At 33.8% G+C, this 20316-nt stretch carries 20 protein-coding genes; 5 read left to right on the forward strand and 15 right to left on the reverse strand.

Annotated elements, in window-relative coordinates:
- The first annotated feature begins 30 nt into the window (after positions 1 to 30).
- The 3 genes from HM984_RS02070 to HM984_RS02080 all read left to right on the forward strand — a co-directional run bounded on the left by HM984_RS02070 (position 31) and on the right by HM984_RS02080 (position 1434).
- Positions 31 to 357 (forward strand): hypothetical protein, encoded by a 327-nt coding sequence (locus HM984_RS02070; protein ID WP_020895942.1) that lies wholly within the window; start codon positions 31 to 33, stop codon positions 355 to 357.
- A gap of 121 nt (positions 358 to 478) precedes the next feature.
- Entirely contained in the window at positions 479 to 892 is a 414-nt protein-coding gene (locus HM984_RS02075; RefSeq protein WP_179347925.1) for a VOC family protein, read from the forward strand.
- A 170-nt stretch (positions 893 to 1062) separates the two neighbouring features.
- On the forward strand, positions 1063 to 1434 hold the full coding sequence (locus HM984_RS02080; protein WP_147298309.1) for a hypothetical protein: 372 nt from the start codon (positions 1063 to 1065) through the stop codon (positions 1432 to 1434).
- Positions 1435 to 1462: 28 nt separating this feature from the next.
- On the opposite strand, the gene HM984_RS02085 is transcribed toward HM984_RS02080, so the two are convergent.
- From HM984_RS02085 to HM984_RS02105, 5 genes are all read right to left on the reverse strand, one after another.
- Complete coding sequence (locus tag HM984_RS02085; RefSeq protein ID WP_179347926.1) at positions 1463 to 2830, reverse strand: MptA/MptB family glycosyltransferase; 1368 nt, start codon at positions 2828 to 2830, stop codon at positions 1463 to 1465.
- Positions 2827 to 4317 (reverse strand): cellulose synthase family protein, encoded by a 1491-nt coding sequence (locus HM984_RS02090; RefSeq protein WP_115807954.1) that lies wholly within the window; start codon positions 4315 to 4317, stop codon positions 2827 to 2829. The genes HM984_RS02085 and HM984_RS02090 overlap by 4 nt, the downstream gene beginning before the upstream one ends.
- Positions 4314 to 5006 carry a glycosyltransferase family 2 protein gene (locus HM984_RS02095; RefSeq protein ID WP_179347927.1) on the reverse strand — a complete coding sequence of 231 codons (693 nt, stop codon included), beginning with the start codon at positions 5004 to 5006 and terminating at the stop codon, positions 4314 to 4316. The genes HM984_RS02090 and HM984_RS02095 overlap by 4 nt, the downstream gene beginning before the upstream one ends.
- A gap of 269 nt (positions 5007 to 5275) precedes the next feature.
- A complete protein-coding gene (locus HM984_RS02100) occupies positions 5276 to 6865 on the reverse strand; it encodes a 4Fe-4S binding protein (protein ID WP_115807952.1) in 1590 nt (529 codons plus the stop codon).
- A 2-nt stretch (positions 6866 to 6867) separates the two neighbouring features.
- Entirely contained in the window at positions 6868 to 8172 is a 1305-nt protein-coding gene (locus HM984_RS02105; RefSeq protein WP_179347928.1) for an NAD(P)/FAD-dependent oxidoreductase, read from the reverse strand.
- 96 nt (positions 8173 to 8268) lie between these two features.
- Between HM984_RS02105 and HM984_RS02110 the strand changes: the two genes are divergently transcribed.
- Positions 8269 to 9276: a glycoside hydrolase family 113 gene (locus tag HM984_RS02110; RefSeq protein ID WP_179347929.1), complete on the forward strand. Its 1008-nt coding sequence runs from the start codon at positions 8269 to 8271 to the stop codon at positions 9274 to 9276.
- A gap of 18 nt (positions 9277 to 9294) precedes the next feature.
- Here HM984_RS02110 and HM984_RS02115 read toward each other — a convergent pair whose 3' ends face one another.
- Positions 9295 to 10824 carry a carboxypeptidase-like regulatory domain-containing protein gene (locus HM984_RS02115; protein WP_179347930.1) on the reverse strand — a complete coding sequence of 510 codons (1530 nt, stop codon included), beginning with the start codon at positions 10822 to 10824 and terminating at the stop codon, positions 9295 to 9297.
- 181 nt (positions 10825 to 11005) lie between these two features.
- On the opposite strand from HM984_RS02115, the gene HM984_RS02120 reads away from it, so the two are divergent.
- The gene (locus tag HM984_RS02120) at positions 11006 to 11737 is read left to right on the forward strand and encodes a metallophosphoesterase family protein (RefSeq protein ID WP_179347931.1); all 732 of its coding nucleotides are present in this window, start codon (positions 11006 to 11008) and stop codon (positions 11735 to 11737) included.
- Positions 11738 to 11870: 133 nt separating this feature from the next.
- On the opposite strand, the gene HM984_RS02125 is transcribed toward HM984_RS02120, so the two are convergent.
- The 9 genes from HM984_RS02125 to HM984_RS02165 all read right to left on the reverse strand — a co-directional run bounded on the left by HM984_RS02125 (position 11871) and on the right by HM984_RS02165 (position 20247).
- Positions 11871 to 12704, reverse strand: coding sequence for a TIGR04283 family arsenosugar biosynthesis glycosyltransferase (locus HM984_RS02125; protein ID WP_179347932.1), 834 nt, complete (start codon positions 12702 to 12704; stop codon positions 11871 to 11873).
- 32 nt (positions 12705 to 12736) lie between these two features.
- Positions 12737 to 13597 (reverse strand): DUF547 domain-containing protein, encoded by an 861-nt coding sequence (locus tag HM984_RS02130; RefSeq protein ID WP_179347933.1) that lies wholly within the window; start codon positions 13595 to 13597, stop codon positions 12737 to 12739.
- Positions 13598 to 13624: 27 nt separating this feature from the next.
- A complete protein-coding gene (locus HM984_RS02135) occupies positions 13625 to 14533 on the reverse strand; it encodes a sterol desaturase family protein (RefSeq protein WP_115807945.1) in 909 nt (302 codons plus the stop codon).
- Between the two features lie 119 nt (positions 14534 to 14652).
- On the reverse strand, positions 14653 to 15465 hold the full coding sequence (locus HM984_RS02140; protein ID WP_179347934.1) for a purine-nucleoside phosphorylase: 813 nt from the start codon (positions 15463 to 15465) through the stop codon (positions 14653 to 14655).
- Positions 15458 to 16087, reverse strand: a complete 630-nt coding sequence (locus HM984_RS02145; protein ID WP_179347935.1) for a TIGR04282 family arsenosugar biosynthesis glycosyltransferase — start codon at positions 16085 to 16087, stop codon at positions 15458 to 15460. Before HM984_RS02145 ends, HM984_RS02140 begins: the two co-directional genes overlap by 8 nt.
- Entirely contained in the window at positions 16080 to 16574 is a 495-nt protein-coding gene (locus tag HM984_RS02150; protein WP_179347936.1) for a rhodanese-like domain-containing protein, read from the reverse strand. Before HM984_RS02150 ends, HM984_RS02145 begins: the two co-directional genes overlap by 8 nt.
- A 30-nt stretch (positions 16575 to 16604) precedes the next feature.
- Positions 16605 to 17432 carry a metallophosphoesterase family protein gene (locus HM984_RS02155; RefSeq protein ID WP_179347937.1) on the reverse strand — a complete coding sequence of 276 codons (828 nt, stop codon included), beginning with the start codon at positions 17430 to 17432 and terminating at the stop codon, positions 16605 to 16607.
- A 25-nt stretch (positions 17433 to 17457) separates the two neighbouring features.
- Entirely contained in the window at positions 17458 to 18798 is a 1341-nt protein-coding gene (locus tag HM984_RS02160; protein WP_179347938.1) for a sodium:solute symporter family transporter, read from the reverse strand.
- A gap of 6 nt (positions 18799 to 18804) precedes the next feature.
- Positions 18805 to 20247 carry a SusD/RagB family nutrient-binding outer membrane lipoprotein gene (locus HM984_RS02165; RefSeq protein ID WP_179347939.1) on the reverse strand — a complete coding sequence of 481 codons (1443 nt, stop codon included), beginning with the start codon at positions 20245 to 20247 and terminating at the stop codon, positions 18805 to 18807.
- Between the last annotated feature and the right edge of the window lie 69 nt (positions 20248 to 20316).

The following is a 20316-nucleotide window of genomic DNA, read 5'->3' on the forward strand; positions in this document are numbered from 1 at the left end:
CTGACATATAGAAAAAATAGAATTTACCTAATGAAACCAAAAGACGCACATTTAAAACGAGTTATAGTTGATTTTAAAAAATTGACACCAGAAATTTTGTCCCTTCTGGTTGAAAAATATCCTGATGGATATGACGACGATAATGTTATCTCGTTTAAAAATGCAAAAAACGAAACAGTCGAAGCCGTAGAAGTTACCACAGAAGATACCAAGTATTTGGTAAAAGTGAGTACGAAACTAGAGCAGACCATGGAAAATTACGACGAAGACGATTATGAAGACTTCGAAGATGACGATCCGGATGCTGTTGTAGATCCAGATTTAGAGCCTGGAGCAGAGGACGAAGATTTCGATTAAAGTTTAGTTTAGTTGAAACTAATTTTGTAATTTACTATAAGATTTCAACTTAACTTTTTGGCCTACTAAAAGTTAAGTTGAACTTTAAATTAAAATTGTGTAAATTTTAAATGGTTGAATTATGGAATCATCATTTCACATGTCATTACCATGTTTAAGTGTAGAAGACACAAAAAACTTTTATACTAACAATATTGGCGCTTCTATAGGAAGAACTAGTGAGAACTGGTTGGATATAAATTTATTTAATCATCAACTCACTTTTATTCAAGCCGAAAAATTCAATTTCAATAGTCCAAATTATGTGTTTGAAGGTAAGTTATTACCCTCATTTCATTTTGGTGTTATTATCGATGTTGAAAAATGGGGAGAACTCTATGCTAAACTGAATCATTTGAATTTAAAAGTGGTCACTCAAACCACATTTTTAAAAGATAAAATAGGCGAACATTTGTCGTTTTTTATCAAAGATCCAAATGATTACATGTTAGAATTTAAGAGTTTTAAAGATTCTAAAGAAATTTTTAATATATAATTGTTACTATTTACTTAGTCCGATACAGAAAAATAAACGTCACACATATCCACGCAATTATAACCAAGAGGTTGTAATCTAAAAGCATTTGGGCTTGAGGTGGCAAATTCCCAAAACCACAATCTATATTTAAAACATGCTGATGACATTCAGCATAAAAATTAAACGCAATGAATACAAAAAAAATTACAGTATTTGTGCTTCTAGTAATGGTTTTAAGCGCAAATGCATTTTCAAAAGCAAGTGAAATTATTCAGGAAAAGATAAAAGTAACGACCACTGGTATCTTTGATGGTTATGATCCCGATGATGGTTATTCTTTTTTAATTAATGAGGATGCTGACGATGAAGACAGCGAAGAAACAGTATATTTTTCTGAAATTTCAGAAGAAGCTCTTAAGGCCGTAAACCTAAAGTCTAAGGATTTGGTTGGGAAACGTTTTGAAATCACTTACGAAATTACTGAGTTTGAAGAAGAAGATGAAAATGGATACACAGAGGTTTACGAAACGTATAAGATAATTCAAATAAAGAAGTTGTAATTAATTCTTAACTCATAAAATTAGACTACTAGGAAACTAGTGGTCTTTTTTTTATGAAAACTTCCCAAACAAAAATGGAAAATACTAAGGCATATTCTAAGCCAATAATCCAAAGGTTTTCAGAATAAGTCGCATTAGAGTACGCTAAATAACTCAGTACAATCGCTAACGACCAAACTAAAGGGAACTTGTAATTAGTAAATATACTTAGTATAACTAAAGTTGCAATATACCATGGGTGCACTGTTGTGCTTAAAAACAAATAGCAGGTTAGCGCTAACAACATCGACGTTGCTAGTTTAGGTAAACTATTGTTCTGTTTTAGGAATGAAAAACCTAGGATGATAACGACGGAAATTAGAGGTAGAATTTTACCTATTATAGCAATTTCATTATAGCCGGTTATGGCATATCCAATTGCTCTTAAGAGATAATAAATGCTGGCATTAAATTCAAAATTACCAAACCAAAGACCAACTGTTTTAGAATAGTTGGTTACAAATTCCATTGAGAAAAATGGTAAGAATAATAGTAAGGTTGTGGCGATTACGATGGTGTAAAATGGGATAAGTTTTAAGAGTCCTAATTTCTCAGTTTGCCCTTTCAATTTATTAGAAGTAAACCACCAAAAAAACAAAGGCAACAACATTAATGGGATTAATTTTACAGAAATAGAACAAGCCAAAATTACTGCTGCCCATTGCCATTTATGAGTGTGTAATAAATATAATGACCAGATTAAGAAAAAAATCATAACACCTTCAAAATGAAGATTACCTGTTAATTCAATTATAATGAATGGATTTAAAATATACCAAAAGATTCTATTTGAGGGTAGTTTTGAACGTTCTAAAAGTTTCTTTCCAAAGTATAGCGTTCCAATATCTGCGGCTATAATAACGAGTCTTAAACCCATTACAGAGCTTAAGATACTTTGACCAGGAAATAGATTGGCAATAACAAAGCACAATTGATTTAAAGGAGGGTAATTAGAAAAGTGTGAGGAGCTTAAGCTGCCCATGCCATTGTATAATTCCTGAGCGTTATCTACAGGGAATTTTCCACTATTAATAAAAGAATCTGGAGTGTAGAGATATGGGTTAAAGCCTTCGAGAATTAAGCGTCCATCCCAAATAAAGCGATAGAAATCTTGTGATAAATTCGGAATCGCGAAAAGAAATAAAACTCTAAAAGCAATTGCAAATAACACTAAAAGTTTAAAGTTAAACCCAGACGTCTTAATGATTTTATAGGCAAAAAGAAATAATGCAATATATAGGAGCAACAGTTGTGCGGTGTCCGTGCGAGTTATATGGTAAGCAAACCCTATATAAAAGATGCAACTAGCAACAAAAAATAGAAATGGAATTTTGTGATATTTCCAAATAGCGATCACACCTTAGAGCTAAGGGATTTAAAAAACACATATCCAAAGCCAATAAATAGCATTAAGTGAAAAGGAAATAATCCGAAGTCACCACCTTGGTCTCCAACCACAAAAGCACTATACATGCCAAAAGCAAAATAAAGCATTAAAATACCTTCTATAATCACGTGAGGTGACACCTTTTTTATGATGTATTTATTGCCTTTCCAAGAATCTCTAATGGTACTGATATTGAATTTAGGTGTTCTTACAAACTCACTTCGTTTACCAATATGCCCTTCAATAACAGCAATAGAATTATGAAGCGAAAAGCCCATCGCTATAGAGAAAAATGTAAAAAACATTCCTATATAATTAAAGAACTTTTTAAAACCACTTCCATAAATACTGCGGTACATAAACCAATAACATACAAAGAAAATAATGGTACTCATTACAAAGAAACTCATCACATAAAAGTAGTTTCTTAAATGTTCGTATTCGTTCTTTATATACAACATCGGAATACTCAAAATAGCAACCGTAAATATGCTTAAGAACATTGTGCTGTTCAATAGATGAAGTAATCCGTGAACTTTTGTTTTAGTAGAAATATTATCAGATTTTAAAACGCGCCAAAGCATTTTTCTAAAGTTTTCTGCACCACCTTTGTTCCAACGGAATTGTTGCGAACGTGCTGCGCTAATCACTACAGGTAATTCTGCAGGAGTTTCAACATCTTCAAGATATTTAAATTCCCAATTTCTTAACTGTGCTCTATAACTTAAATCTAAATCTTCGGTAAGTGTATCTCCTTCCCAATTACCAGCGTCGATAATACAGGTTTTACGCCATACACCAGCTGTACCATTAAAATTAATAAAGTGACCTTTACTATTTCTACCCACTTGCTCTAAAGTAAAATGGGCATCTAAAGCGAAGGCTTGGATTTTAGTTAGTAAAGAATAATCGCGATTAATATGTCCCCAACGTGTCTGAACAACTCCTATTTTTTCATTTTTAAAATAAGGAATGGTACGTTTTAACCAATTCGGTTGTGGTAGAAAATCGGCATCAAAAATGGCAATATATTCACCTTTTGCAATTTTTAAACCTTCTTTAAGCGCACCAGCCTTAAAACCACTTCGGTCTGTTCTGGTAATATGTATGATGTCTAAACCTGTTTTAGCCAATTGTTCTACATGTGCTTTTGTTGTTGCAACTGTTTCATCTGTAGAATCATCTAAAACCTGAATTTCTAATTTGTCTTTAGGATATTCTAAAAGCGCAATATTGGTTAACAGACGCTCCATTACATACATCTCGTTAAATACAGGAAGTTGAATGGTAACAATTGGGATTTCTTCAGAATTTGAAAAATCAAAGGTTTCACAATCTTGCCGCTTCTTTTTTGAAGACAAATAATTGTAAAGTAGATTGAGTTGCGCCAAAGCATACATGAAGATCAGTACAATGGCAATGGTGTAAATGACAATAATAATCGATTCGAGAATCATTTTTTAAAACTATATTTAAAAATCCAACCTAGGATTTTTATGCCTGCAAAGATAGCACCTTTTATCGTTCCTGAAACTTTTGAGACACCTATTCTATTCCTATAATTTACAGGGATCTCTCTATAGCTTAATTTTTGCTTTAATACTTTGAGCTGCATCTCTACCGTCCAACCATAGGTTTTGTCTTCCATGTTTAAACCTAAAAGGGTATTGTATTTAATAGCTCTAAACGGACCTAAGTCTGTAAAAGTTGAACGAAAAAATAGCGACATAAGGCTTGTTGCTAGCCAGTTACCGAAAATTTGAGGCGACGTCATAGAACCTTCTTCTCGTAAGTCTTTGTCGCGAGCACCAATGACAAAATCAACATTATCTTCTAAAATAGGTTGAACTATTTTTGTTAATTCTTCGGGGTAATCACTATAATCTCCATCTAAGAAAACTATTATATCTGGTTTTATTTCAAGTTTAGAAACATAATCCATGCCTTTTAAACACGCATAACCATAGCCTTTTCTATTTTCAATTAAAACTGTTGCACCAGCATTTTTGGCATTAATTTCAGTGTTATCCGTTGAGTTATTACTCACCACAATAATTTCACTGACAATTGAAGGTATGTCTCTAACCACAAGAGGAATAGATTCTTCTTCGTTATAAGCAGGAATAATAACTTTTATATTGGGCATTGAGTTGGTTTGAAGGTGCAAAAGTAAGAATTAAATCGCGCACAGTCGCAAAACTGTAGAGATGCAGTGATACAATACAATTCTTTTAATATTTTTTATGACAAAAACGATTCCAAATTTTTAATAAAATTTAATGTTTATCTTTTTCTCTGAGTTTCTCTATGTAAACTCCATGAATCTTTGAATGTTTTCACAATAATTAGAATCCATGGAGTAGGTGAAACTATATCAATTTTTACTTATTTTTTTGCTGAGACTGCAACTGAGAACTATTTCTGATTTACTAAATCCATTAAATCAACATCGTTTCCTAAAAGGATTTCTGTTGGATTAATACGTCCTTTCATAGTGTCATTTTCTAATTTTAAAACACCTCTTGGGCACACTGCAGAACAAATACCACAACCGACACAGCTAGAACGCACAATGTTTTCACCTTTTTGAGCATAGTGTCTTACATCGATACCCATTTCGCAACTGTTAGAACAGTTACCACAAGAAATACATTGGCCACCATTAGTAGTAATTCTAAATTTTGAAAACATACGTTGTTGAAATCCAAGAATCGCTGCCATAGGACAACCAAAACGACACCAAGAACGATTTCCTAAAATGGGGTAAAATCCAGTTCCAATCACTCCAGAAAAAATAGAACCAATGTAAATACCATAAGCAGACCTTAAGGCTCCGGCTTTAATATAGAATAGGTGATCGGTTGTGCCTGTATAATGCATAATCAGTAAAAGAGCAATCACAATGAAAAATCCTATAGCTCCGTATTTTGCATCTTTTCCTAATTCATGTCTTTTAAATAACATTACTGCCGCAAAAACTATGGTCAAAAAGCCAATGACTAAGCTTATAAAAACACCTCTAGTTAGCCAAAAATCATTTTTATCGTAACCTAAGTAAGAATAAACCATCGCAGCTGTCATTACAATAGAAAACACTAAAACGGTATGGATTAACCAACGTTCTAGTTTCCAGGCTGACATCTTTTTAGACGATAATTGTCTAAACGAATCACCAGCAGTTTCTGCTAATCCACCACAACCACAAACCCAAGAACAATACCAACGTTTGCCGTATTTATAGGTTAAAATAGGTGTAAACACAAATATAGATAGGATACCAAATATGAGTAAGGCGATACCAATATTTCCATTAGATAAAAAGCCGTTTACAGACCATTCGTCAAAGATGTAATAATTAAGGGGCCATATACTTTTAAGATCGTAATATGGTAAATCGTTGTTCATAACGTACATAAATTCAGGAATCAAGAAGGCAAAACCTAACTGAAAAAACATGACTGAAACGGTACGCAATTGTTGGTAACGATTATGTCTATATTTTAATATAAATTTATATCCAAAGGCTAAAATAGCAACGGTATAAAGCGTTCCGTACACAAACCATTGGCTCGCGTTTCTGCCACTTAATAAGTGACTTAATGGGTCGAATAAACTAATTAAACCTGTGTTTTCAGCACCATCAACACCTAAACCTAAATATTTAGGAAAGAAGTAAAGAACGATATAGAATGTGGTTAAGATAACACCAACAATCCAACCCCAAACTCCACGCGAGGAAATAGATTTAAACCAAACACCATCATTTTTTATACCTTCTAATTTAGATAAATAGGCCTCTCTAGAATAGACAACGATACCACCAATTATTAAGCCTAATGAAAGCGTTAAAAACAGGGCTTTGTTTGGGAAATTAGTATTAAAAAGCGCTAAGGCTAAAATAAATAACCCAATGACTCCTGCAGAAAGTGCTACTTTTTGTTTGTTTGAAATATCTAAAGCATCTGGTTTTGCCAAAGACATACTATGATTTAATTTATTGCTCATTTTTATGCAGTTTGTAATTGGTTAGTGTATGCTTGTAAAATTTCATTTTCAAATCTTGAATAAAATTCAGGCTCAAAATTGGCTTCAGAGAGGTGATTCATTACGTAATCCATGTCGCGTTTTTCGGTAAGCCATTTGTCAAAAACTTCATGGCGCATTCTTATACCGAATGTGTTAATACCTAAAAATTGATTGGTGTTTTTATCGTAAGCGACTGTTATACATTTCGTATCGTCTTCATGTTTCCAATGAAAATGTTGTTCATAATCCGGACGTCCATTTTTTCCAAACACCCAACCATAGGTTTGATATTCGATATCTAAAAATTTAGCCGAATTAAACCAATGACCTGGTTTATACTCCATTTTATTACCACAGATGGTTTGCGCTAAAACTTCACCCATCATACGACCAGTGTACCAAACAGCCTCAATTGGTCTTCTGTTTCCAATAGCTTCATGTTGTTCTGCACAATCACCAATGGCGTATACATCTGGTATGTTGGTTTCTAAAAATCGATTCACTTTAACACCACGACCAATTTCAATACCGGAATCTTTTATAAAATCTATATTTGGTGTCACTCCAGCAGTTAAACCAACAACATTACATTCTAATTCTTCACCTGTTTCTTCAATAATAACAGATTTTACATTGCCGTTTTCGTCCGAGTTAATGGCTTTCAGATTTGTGGAAAGTCGTAAATCGATATGATGATTCTTAATATGTCTGTTAATCATTTCGCTTTCACCTTGAGGCAAAACACCATTCCAAAAGCTGTCTTCTCTAACTAGAAATGTTACTGGTATACTTCGGCTATTCAACATTTCAGCCAATTCAATACCTATTAATCCGCCACCAACAATCACGGCACGTTTACACACGTCATTATTAGGTGCATGTGCTTCAAGCGTTTCTAAATCTTGTTTGTGGTACATGCCCATTACACCGTTTAAATCTTGTCCTGGCCAACCAAATTTATTGGGTTTACTTCCTGTTGCAATGATTAATTTATCGTATTGAAGTGTGTCACCTTCAGCAAAATGAAGTGTTTTAGTTTCTGTTTCAACCTGTTTTACATAGCCTTTCTTTAGCTCAATTCTGTTTTTTTTCCAGAACCAGTTTTCGTAAGGTTGTGTGTGTTCAAATTTCATATGTCCCATGTAAACGTACATTAATGCGGTACGAGAGAAGAAATAATCGGCTTCGGCTGAGACGATAGTTATTTTTTTGTCGGATAACTTTCTGATGTGTCTCGCAAGCGTAACTCCAGATATGCCGTTGCCAATAATAACGATGTGTTCCATATAATTAGATTGTTGATATGGACTATAGGTCGAAGCTTTTGTTAAAACCTTAATCTATTAGTCGATTTTTTTTAAATTTAGACATAATTTTGCAGTATGCGATATGTTTTTTATTTCCTTTTAAGTATCCTTTTTATAAGTTGTGCTGCGATTCCGCATCAACCTTCTAAAATCAATGGAGTTAGTTTTGTTGCTTCTAGAGGCATTGTAGATTCGTCACACGTTAAACCAATAGTGAATATTAATGCCAATGCAGCTGCTGTTATGCCTTTTGGTTTTATTGCGGATCTTAATCATCCTGAAATAATTCATAATACCGAACGTCAGTGGTTTGGTGAAACACGATCTGGTGCCGGACAGTATATTGAGGCACTTCACAAGGAAGGTATTAATGTGATGGTGAAGCCGCAATTATGGATTTCTCATGGAGAATTCACAGGATTTTTAAAGGCGTCCTCGGAGGCCGATTGGCTATTGTTAGAAACGTCGTATACCGACTTTGTTATGGAATATGCTGAATTGGCTGAGGAATTAAATGTTGAAGTATTTTGTATAGGAACCGAGCTTGAAGAATTTATAAAAAATAGACCAGCGTATTGGCATCAATTAATAAAAGAAATCAGAAAGGTCTACACGGGTAATCTAACCTACGCGGCCAATTGGGATGAATTTTGGACCACACCTTTTTGGTCGGAATTAGATTATGTTGGTATTGATGCTTATTTTCCGGTGAGTGACATGCAAACACCAACAATTGAAGATTGTATAAAAGGTTGGGAAAAACATAAACCGGGTTTAAAGCGTTTTTCTCAAAAATTAGATCGGCCGATTCTGTTTACAGAGTTTGGTTACAGAAGCGTTGATTATTCAGGAAAAGAACCTTGGCGTTACGATCGCTCTATGACGTCTGTGAATCTTACGGCACAAAATAATGCCACACAAGCTCTGTTCGATGCGGTATGGCAAGAAGATTGGTTTGCTGGGGGTTACTTGTGGAAATGGTTTATAGATCACCATAAAGTTGGTGGTTTGGAAGACAATCAATTTACTCCACAAAATAAGCCTGTGGAGCAAATTATAAAAGCGCACTACTATAAAAAATAGTTGTTGTGTATTAGTCGCTTATTTATCATCAAGGACCTTAAATTCTTTTATCGCTTTATTAGGTTCAATAATATTATAACCTTTCCAAAACTCAGGATCGTATTGATTTAATTGAGTTGGAGAAACCTGAGGTTTTTCTTTAAAATTTTGAAAATCAGACTCAGAAATGGCATCGGTTTCAAAGACAATAAGTTCTGTTTTTTCAATATTTCTAACGATAAAATGAATGTCTCCTTTTAATTCATTTTGTTTGCGTCTGCCTTTTACATTTTTGTTTTTCTCTACAATTTTTATGGGTCTTTTAACACCAACTTGCTCTCCTAAAGTTTCATCTTTGTATTTAAGAGTATATTTTTCATTATCGTTTTTCTGAAAAATAATAGTCCCTTCTTTTAAAAATTTTTTCATTGAAATACCAAGAAGAGAAAATTTACTAAGTGGCTTCACATTTTTATAATCAACTCTTACAACCGCAAAGTCTTCAGTGTTCACATACATGGTTCCAGAAAAGTCTTCACTTCGTTTAGGCTTAAACGGAATAACATATACGAACATATCATTGATATAAGCATAATCTGCGATTTCAAATTCGTACCGTCTAGATTTATGAATAAAATTGAGGTCATTGTCATCATCGATAAAATTGTTATTTTCAAAATTATGAATCTGCATTTTTCGCCAATGTAAAAAGCCGATTTTACGGATCGAATCTTTTTTCTTTTGTTCGGCAAGTAAAGCATCAGTAGCGGCTTCCTCTTTCTCATTTGTGTCGCCAAATAATGAAGAATCCATCTCTTCTTTTACACTAAACCAACCCGATTTAATTTTAAAATACGAATCGCGTTTTACATATTTTTTAAAGATATCATTAAACCGTTTTTCGTAGTTATCCATGTTAATATCTTTGGATTTATCATATAAACGACAGGCTTTTAGGATGTCCATTTTTTGAGATGTTTCAGGACTAATTTCACCATAGAGTTCACCTAATATTTCAGTATGGCTACTACTGTTTTTAGGCATAATTTGAAGTAAGCTATCTATTAATTGTTGATTGAATTCTGGTATTGTTGATTTTTCTAATTTAACATCATACTTGTCCATTTCATTATAGTAAGATGTTCTATAAAAGAGTTTGCGTTTGTTATAGCTATAATCGTAATTAAGGATTAAGCCTTCTTTTATTTTATCTAAAATTTCGTCAATCGTGTAGTTTTTATTGGTGACTAATACTTCCGATAAATCCACTGATTTTGACTTTAAGTAAATAAGTGAATTGTTGAAGTTAAGAAGTGGAATTCGTTTTTCCTCATAACCCAAACAACTTATCATTAGCGAGTCGGTTGCTTTTATGGCACGTGTAATACTGATGTTGAATTCTCCATTATCATTACTGATGACTCCTGCTTTTGAGTTGAACTGAATGGTTGCGAAAGGAATGGGTTTGTCTGTGCTTTGATCTAAGAGTTTTGAAGTAAATGTTTGCTGTCCGTAAGAGGTTACCATAGCAAATAATGCTATAGCAACGATGATTTGATTGATTTTCATGATGATGGATTGGTTGGTTGATTACTGCCAAAGTATATGATTATCAGAGTTTGAAAAGTAAATTTAGACTTTTGTTAAGTAAGATTTATCTTAAGTTTAACAACTTTAAGAAAAATTAAGAATTCATTTTAAGAATGTCTTTATTAGAAATTAAGCTTTAGCTTTGAAAAAAAGAATTAAGATGAGAACATTAGCGATAGGGGATATTCATGGTGGATTAAGAGGTTTAACTCAAATTATAGATAGAGCAAATGTGAACTCTGAGGATGCTTTGATTTTCTTAGGAGATTATGTTGATGGTTGGAGTGACTCCGCACAAGTGATTCAGTATTTAATAGAATTGTCTAAAACCAATACCTGTGTTTTTATGAAAGGAAATCACGATGTTTGGTGCGAACAATGGTTGGCCTCAGGTATTATAAATGATGTGTGGTTTAAGCATGGAGGAAAGGAAACCATTGAAAGTTATGCTACGTTTTCTAAAGACCAAAAATTAATGCATCTCGATTTTTTTGAAGGTATGCCGTTATATCATCTCGATACCAAAAATAGATTATTTGTGCATGCTGGTTTTACGTCTATGAAAGGAGTAGAAAGCGAATTACATAAAGAAAACTTCTATTTTGATAGAACACTGTGGGAAATGGCATTAACCATGGACAAAAATATTGAACAAGATTCAGTCCTTTACCCGAATCGTTTAAAGCATTATTCTGAAATTTATATAGGTCATACACCTACCACTAATTTTGGTGAAGACCAACCGATGAATTGTGGTAATATTTGGAATGTAGATACAGGAGCAACCTTTACAGGAAAATTATCTGCTATAGATATTGATACCAAAGCAATTTTTCAGAGTGATAAAGTCATGGATTTGTATCCTGATGAATTGGGACGGAACAAAAGATAGCTCTAATAACCTGCAAGGTGTTTCCGAGGAACGAGGACTCCTTGTAGGTTTTATTGATTTGAGCAAAATGAATAAGACTTTCAACAAATAGTCTCATACCTACAAGGTTCTTGAAACCTTGCAGGAAAGCAAACTAACAAACATACTTCTTATAATAAGCCAACAATTCATCTGCAGAAGCACCAAACCATTTCTTTACATAAATCGTCCAGAAGTGGTATTGTAATTTCCAAACACCGTGTTTTCGATAGAGTCGTGCTGAGGTTATTAATTTTTTATTGATAACTGTAAATTCATTTCGAGCGTACAATTCATTAATCAAAATATTGTCTTCGTAGATAATATAGTTCTCATTATAACCACCAATATCGTTAAATAGTGTTTTAGTTATAAACTGACTTTGGTCGCCACCTCTACTAGCACGCCAAGAAAATTGGGTAAGCCAACTGGCTAAACGCAGCCACCAATGGTTGCTATCAAACTGCATTCTAAAACAACCTGCTTGGTTCCCTTTTTGGACTTCATTTATAATAAGTTGATCAAAATCTTTAGGTGGAAAAGAATCAGCATGAAGGAAGTACAAAATGTCTCCTTTAGCATGTTTTGCTCCGGTATTCATTTGTTTTGCTCTTCCTTTTGGAGAATTAATCAAAAGAATATTTGATTTATTTTCCAATCCTGAACTTGATTCAGGATCTCTTTTAGCGTTATCTAGTACGTCAGTTCGAGTGGAATTATTTTTTTGGAATTTTGTGTCGAGAACATTGGACGTCTTATGGTGGTCTACAGACCTGTCAGGTTTCAAAAATCGAATAGGTCTAAGTATGTCCAAAGTCCCATCCGTACTACCTCCATCAACCACAATGATTTCAGAAATGTTCTTAGACGACGAATTCTCAATTAAATGCGTTAACAATCGACCTATACTATCAACTTCATTTAAAACAGGAATAATTATACTAATCATATAGTACTTACGATAAATTTATGATCGTAGTTTTATTCGTTTAAATCCCAATTATAATCGGTGTAGCTTTTTTTAGCAGACTCTGAAATGGTAATGTCTGAGTATTGATTTAAGAAATCAATTAAACTTCCACTTTGTTCAAAGTCATTTTTAAACCATCTGAATATTTTTGAAATCTTTATGTTGTCTTTAGACAATTCGTTTTTAGACGTATCCGCTAAAAATTCTTTTGTAGCATTGGTTAAATGTGCATCTAAGTTTGAAGCTGTAAATGCTGTATTCTGAAGTTTAGGACACGATACAGAAGCACAAACAATAGCAAAATGAATTCTTGGTTCATTCATTTTTCTGAGTATTTCATGCTCTATATCATTTAAATTTTGCCAAGTATCACCCAATTTCCAAAGACGCTGATCCCAAGGGTCTTTAATGTCTTTAATACTTTTTGTTGGGTAATTTCTGAGGATTAGATCGATGGTTAATGCGTTGTATGCGTTAATCCAATAAGCGAGTTTGTCGTTCTTAGTCCAATCATCATTAGGTTGATGTAATTTCAATAAATCAATATAACGCTGTAAAGTTTTTGATTCAGTTTTAAGACCTTTATAATTTACGTTTCCATCTTCTGAAACGTATTCTTTTAACAATGCATTAAGAATAGCATGATCAAAAGCTTCCGTATAAATAAGCTCTTTAGTTACTGAAATACCATCATCACTTATGGTACCATCTTCCCCTAAGCTTACTTTAGTAGAATTATTGTCTTTTTTTTGTTCTGTAAAAACAACATCAGAAGCATTTGTTCCGACAGCTTTATCTTGAGTTGTTTGTTGCAATCCACTACACGATAACGTAAATATTAAAGTGACAATTAAGGCTGATAAATATTTCATGTATAGTGTTTTTAGGTGTTAGATTTACTATTCTGAACTCTTGATGTCCTGTTTTTTTGAAAACGCAGGATACAATTCTTGCTTTAAAAAATCTTTAGGAAAATTTTCATCACCTTCAAAACCGAGTTCAATATCTCTACCATCGTGTGGTATATAATCAGTTTTAAAAATGTAATCCCATAGACTTAAAGTCAGTCCAAAGTTGACACCAAACCTTACATCTTTGGGTAATTCTTTTACATGATGCCAGATATGCATTTTTGGATTATTAAAAATGTATTTTAAAACACCATAATCCCAACCCAAATTAGCATGGTTAAGATGACCAATAGCAATGCTGAAGAAATAAACAATAGCAACATCTTGTGCATCAAAACCGCCAATAATAGCGATAGGAATGTACAGTATAGATTTATAAACTACAGGTTCCATCCAATGGTAACGTAAGTGTGCGGCAAAGCCCATTTCTTTTACAGAATGGTGCACTTTGTGAAAATTCCAAAGCCATTCAAAACGGTGTAAAAGCCGATGTGTATTCCATTGTACAAAGTCTGAAACAATAAAAAAGATAAATAAACCGAACCATTTAGGAAGTTCATCGACATCAAAAAGTTGAAAGCTTGAAACAGACAGTCCAACAACTCCTAAAACATCATTAAATAGTTCTGAAACCGTATTAGATAAGGCAATAAAAACAATAAGATTCAATAAAAAGAAATTGAAAAACATGTAAAACGTATCTAGCCAAAAATCTTTTCGGAATAAGGCCTGCTCTTTTCTCCAAGGAAATGCAATTTCAAGAATCCAAACTAAAACAGAAATAAGAATAAGACCATAAAAAAAGTTGTCCCAATGATTGAGGTCAATGAGTTCGTATTTGAGGTAATTCCAGTATCCTGAATAGGAATTTTTAATAAGGTCTAAGTATTTTTCCATAGGTGCTTCCTGAGTAGGCAGGAATGTCTTTTGTTATCCTGCAAGGTTTTTAAAACCTTGTAGGTATTATTCTAGTATTTTTAGAATCAACAAGGTTTTTAAATCTTTGCAGGTCTTTTTTATAAGGTCTTAATCAGCTCTTTAAAAAGTGTAATCATATTCGGTTCTGCTTTTCCGGCCATAGCAATGATTTCAGAAATATCAACAGGTTTTAAATTTTCTGGATCACATTCATCTGTTAACACAGAAACGGCAGCAACCTTTAAATTCAAGTGATTTGCCACAATAATTTCAGGAACCGTACTCATACCAACAGCATCAGATCCAATAATTTTTAACATACGATATTCGGCACGTGTTTCGAGTTGAGGCCCAACCACACTAGCGTAAACACCTTTGTGTAACGTTATATTATGTGCTTTAGCAATGCTTTCAAATTTCGAATTGATGTCTGCATCATAAGGAGCGCTCATGTCTGTAAAACGTTCTCCTAATTCTGAAACGCCTTTAAAAGCTAAAGGAGAACCTCCTTGAAGATTAATATGATCGTCAATAAGCATTAATTCTCCTTTTTTATAATCGAGATTAATGGCACCAGAAGCATTAGAAACCAATAAGGTTGTTATACCTAATTTCTCCATAATTCTCACCGGAAACGTTACATCTTGTAAAGAATAACCTTCATAAACATGAAAACGACCTTGCATAACAACCACCTTTTTACCTTCTAAAATGCCGTAAATAAGTTTGCCTTTATGAAACTCTACGGTTGCTGTAGGAAAGTTTGGAATGTGATTATAACTTGCTTCGGCTATGATTTCAATTTCATCAACTAATTGTCCTAAACCTGTACCTAAAATTATGCCGATTTCGGGTTGATCAAAGCCTTTGCCTTGTAAATATTCTGTGCTTTCTGTTATTTGGTTAATCATTGAGTTGCTGTATTTTTTCTTGTAATTTATTGTTCGATTTATAAAAGTCTGAAGCAATTAAGTCTTCATAGGTGTCAATATCGTTTAAAGTGTCTAAGGTACCAACTGAAATTTGATTACTCTGTAACTCTTGTAACGTTAATTCTAATAAATTGGGTTGACTCCATGGTTTATTGGTGAAAATTTTGGTATTCAATTTAGACATACCTACTAAATAATAGCCACCATCTTCTGCTGGTCCAAAAACCACTTCATTAGTGTTTAAGGCCTCTAAACCGTTTTTTATGTGAGCGACATCTATATCTGGTAAATCAGAACCAACTAAAACGATGTTGTCATAGCCAGCATCAAATCCATCTTTAAAAGCGTTAAGCATGCGTTCTCCTAAATCAGCTCCATGTTGCACCGCTTTAAATTCACCTTTCCATTGATCATCTACAATTGCATTAGAAAAATAAATGCGTTTATCTATGTCTAATTTCTGAGTTGCTTTTTCTGTGATTTTAACCAATTCGGTGTACACTTCAAACGCACCAAAATCGCCAATAGTTTTAGCGAGTCTTGTTTTTACAGTTCCTAATTTTATGTTTTTGACAAACACAATAACAAGTGATTTATTCATAGATTTTAGTGCCTTTTAATAACCATTTACTCCAATCCTTAGAGTAAGCGTGTATATAATCTGTTTCATTTCCTTCTGGATTTATTAGAGGAAAATTGTTGTTCTTCCATTCAAAAATACCACCAAATAAATTGTAAACATTGGTGTAACCTTTCTTTTTGAGTTGTTCTGCAATATCTTCAGACCGTATACCAACAGAACAATAGATTACTATAGTTTTTGAAGTATCTGGAATTGATTTTACAACAGTATCTAAATCGAAATTATCATAACCAACATAAGTTGAGTTAGGGATGTGACTTACGTTATATTCTTTAAGTTCTCTGGCATCCAGTAAGATAGCGTCCGTTTTTGGCATGGCTAATTCTTGAACAGAAATATAAGGAACACGCTCTGTATTATGAGTTTTTAATAACTCTTGAAGGGTTTCTTGGCTATTTCCAAAGAAACTTAAGAGTAAAAAAAATATGATAAAGAGGTTTCGCATTTCTAATTAGTATAAATAATTTGGTTAACCTTACAGTTCTAGTGGTTTTCCTTGCTGCTGTTTTTCGGCCTCAGGTAAAATTTCCATGTTGTCCCAAATCCCTGTAACGATCGTTTTTGCATAAGATTCTGGAAGCAATCCGTTTAGCATTAATTTGTTAGTGAGCGTATGGTTATAATCTAACTTACGAAAATTTACCTGCAAGGGTTTTTCCGAACCCTCTAAAATAGCAAACCAAACATTGGGTTTTCCATCATTAGCAGGCATACCAATGACACCAGGATTTATCCAAAGTTTATCGCTGTTTTTATCTTCGAAAGGTAAACCACAATGACCAGCAATAATGATGTCACTTTCAGTAGCTTCACAATTAGAGTGCTTAGTAGTCCAAGGTGTCGATTTAAAAATAAATTCTGAAACATTAAAATACGAACCATGTACAACAGTCACTTTTTGATTTCCCATTGTGAATTGTATATGATCCGGAAGCGTTTCAAGATAGTCAAGTGAATCTTTTGAAAGTTTGCTCTTCGCATACGGATACCATTGTTGTGAAAAACCATCGCATCGCGAACCTTCTCTAAAATCGCAGCCACAATCGTCTTCATCATCACGTAGTTGAATTTCTACATTACCAACGATGCTTCTGGCATTCCAGTTTTTAAAAGTTTGAATAGTTTCTTCGGGTTGTGCGCAATAACCAATAATATCGCCAGTGCAAATACAATTTTCTGGTGGAATGCCTTCAGATTCTGCCACAGCAATTAGTGCTTCAAGTGCTTGAAGGTTACTGTAAACACCACCAAAGAGTAATACTTTACCTGAAAGTTTTTCTATGTCAACTATGTTTTTATCCATAACATTTTCCACGCAAGTGGACATCTTATTTATTTGATCTCAACCATTTCGGTATGAAATATAAAATATTACAACTTAAAATCCCCCAAATATTAACCCAAAGTAAATCGGCATACTTGCCTTCTGTAAAAATTAAGGCTTCCGGAAACACATTAAAAACCAAGGTAAATCCAAATACTAATCCGGTAATAACGCTCAGGTAGAAACTCATTTGGGGTACTTTAATGTTCCAAAAAAGAAAGATAGGTGTTAAGCCAATAACCATGGTTCCTGATATGGTGGTTGCGGATAATATTTCGGCTTCAAGAAAAACAGGCAGTGTACCTAAAATAGCAATAGCTGCCATAGATGCTCTACCAAAGGTTAAATCGTTAACCATACCTATATCAATCGCCAATAATTTTGAAAATGATGAAAACGTAGAGTCTAGTGTGGAAGCGGCTGAGGTAATCATTATAAAATTAATGACTAATAAAATAACCACGCCAAAGGCTTTACCAACTTCTACGGCGGCTTGACCTTTAAAGCCTTGGGTTTGTGCATAGACGCCAATAACACTAAATAGTATAATACAAATAGCACCTAATAAACTTGCCCATAAAAAGCTTTTTCGGGTGACTTTTGGTGAACTAATAAAGGCTCTATCCGTTAAAACGGGATCGTGAAACGGATAACTAAAGGATTGGATAATAGCTGCGAAAAATAAATTTAAACCCAATTCAAAACTCCACGTACCAGAGGTTACGACATCAGTAACGCTAAAGGTTTCAATAGAGAAGATATTCCATAAAATTACTATAAGTAGAATACTGAATAATACCATTTGAATGACATCAGTAAAAATAGAACTGCTTAAGCCTCCTTTTATCGCATACGCTAGAGTCAAAATGGTGAAAACGATAATGGCCCAATAATAATTGGAACTGCCTGTTTCGCCAAAATAACTACCAATAACCATCGTGTTACTCCAAACTTCATTGAATAACCTGATGGCAATTAGAATCGAAAATAAAGCCATGGCTCCTTTTCCGAATTTGGTGGTAAGAAACTGATGAATACTTTTAAATCCACCAACAACGCGCATTTTGTAAATTAGTAAACCAGCGACAGCAAACGATACATAATAACCAGCATACGCAACACCACCAACAATGCCAAAGTCTAAACCTAGATTTGCGGCATTGGTAATGCTCTTGGCAAAAATCCAAGAAATGATAAGGCTTCCGGTAAGCACTAAGCTGTTAGGTGCTTTCTTTTTATGAACCGCCTTAAAAAATTCGTCTGTAGTTTTTGCTAATGGTGATAATAGAAAGAGAAGTAAACTCGATACGATTATCAATGTCCATTGCCAGTTAATTATATCCATCTATGTTTATTCATTCCACCAAACTGGCACGTTTATACTATTGTTGTCTGTTGCATTTGCAGCAACACTGTAATTTTCAAAATTTAAAGCGGCTTCTTCAGCAGGATAAGGCATTCTAATCGGAATTAAATCATTGTTTAAACTTGCAGAAATGGTTTGCAGTTCGGGCAAACCTGTTCTTCGGTATTCTATCCAACCTTCATAACCATTAATAACATTAGCTATCCATTTTTGCGTTAAGATTTGTTCTATTGGATTTGACCCAAAAGCATCATAAGCCGCAGGACCAGTGAGGTAATCTACAGGTAATGCTGTGTTCCAATATTCGAAAGCTAAAGTGATTCCGGAATTATAAAGGGTTTGTGCATCTGCGTTGATAAAACCTTTGGCAGCCGCTTCAGCTAAGGCAAATTGCACTTCCCAAGCGGTAATAAAATTAGCGTCTAAGGTTGAGGTGTCTTCTCGAAAAGCAGTACTTGCTAATGAATAATTAGCTAAGGCAATTGAGGTTGATGAGGCATCAATGCCGTTTAATAAACCATTAAATTCATTAGTACTTGAATTTGAGAACGGACGAAATAAACTTGAAAGTCTCGTATCATTTAGACCAACTAAAATTGTTTCCATTGTTTCGGATAAGACAAAATTGTTGAAATCACCAATACGTAATTGTGCTAACCTAAAACTGTTTGGGTCTGTATTTGTAAAATTAAAAATGGCATTCTCACTGTTGGAAGTGATATAGTTGCCTTCATCAAAAAGGGATTGTAAATCATTAGAAACATCAATTCTATCAGAAATACGCACCAAATGTTTAATTTTTAAGGCATTCGCGAATTTTATCCAAGCCTCTAAATTGCCATTAAATAAAATATCGCCTTCTAGCGGAATGGCATCCGTATAGGCTTCAATAGCCGCAATGCCTTTATCTAAGTTATCTAAAATACCGTTTTCATTGAGGTAAATCTCTTCTTGCAAATCATATGCTGGTGTTACTGTGCCGTTAACGCCATTAAAAGCTTCAAAATAAGGAACGTCTCCAAATAAATCCGTCAACCCAGCCGCCATATAAGCCTTAAGAATCAAAGCAGGACCTTCATAAACAGCAAAGGTTTCTATGGTTCTAGCTTGATTTATTATAATTTCATTATCTCTTAAGTTCGTATAAAAAATAGGCCAAGGATTGCCACCTAATTGTGGTGATTTTAGCGCATGTCTATCAAATAAATTAAAATCTAAAGCGGTTCTGTGTTGCGCTAATAAGTCACCTGCAACAAAACCTTCATAGCTCATGTTTTCGCCAAAATCGTAAATCACTTGTCGCAGTAATAAACTAGGCTGAACAGAACTTGGTGCATTTGGATTCGTATTGATGTCTTCAAAATCTTTGGTACAGCTTGTGGTAAAAATCAAGCTTAAAACCGAAACGATATATATAATTTTTTTCATTGAAAATTTTATTTTCATTCCCTTAAAAAAGGGAAGCCTATTATTTTGTTCACTATTCTTGAGATTCCC

It is taken from the genome of Winogradskyella pacifica, assembly GCF_013403915.1.
Taxonomy (GTDB): domain Bacteria; phylum Bacteroidota; class Bacteroidia; order Flavobacteriales; family Flavobacteriaceae; genus Winogradskyella; species Winogradskyella pacifica.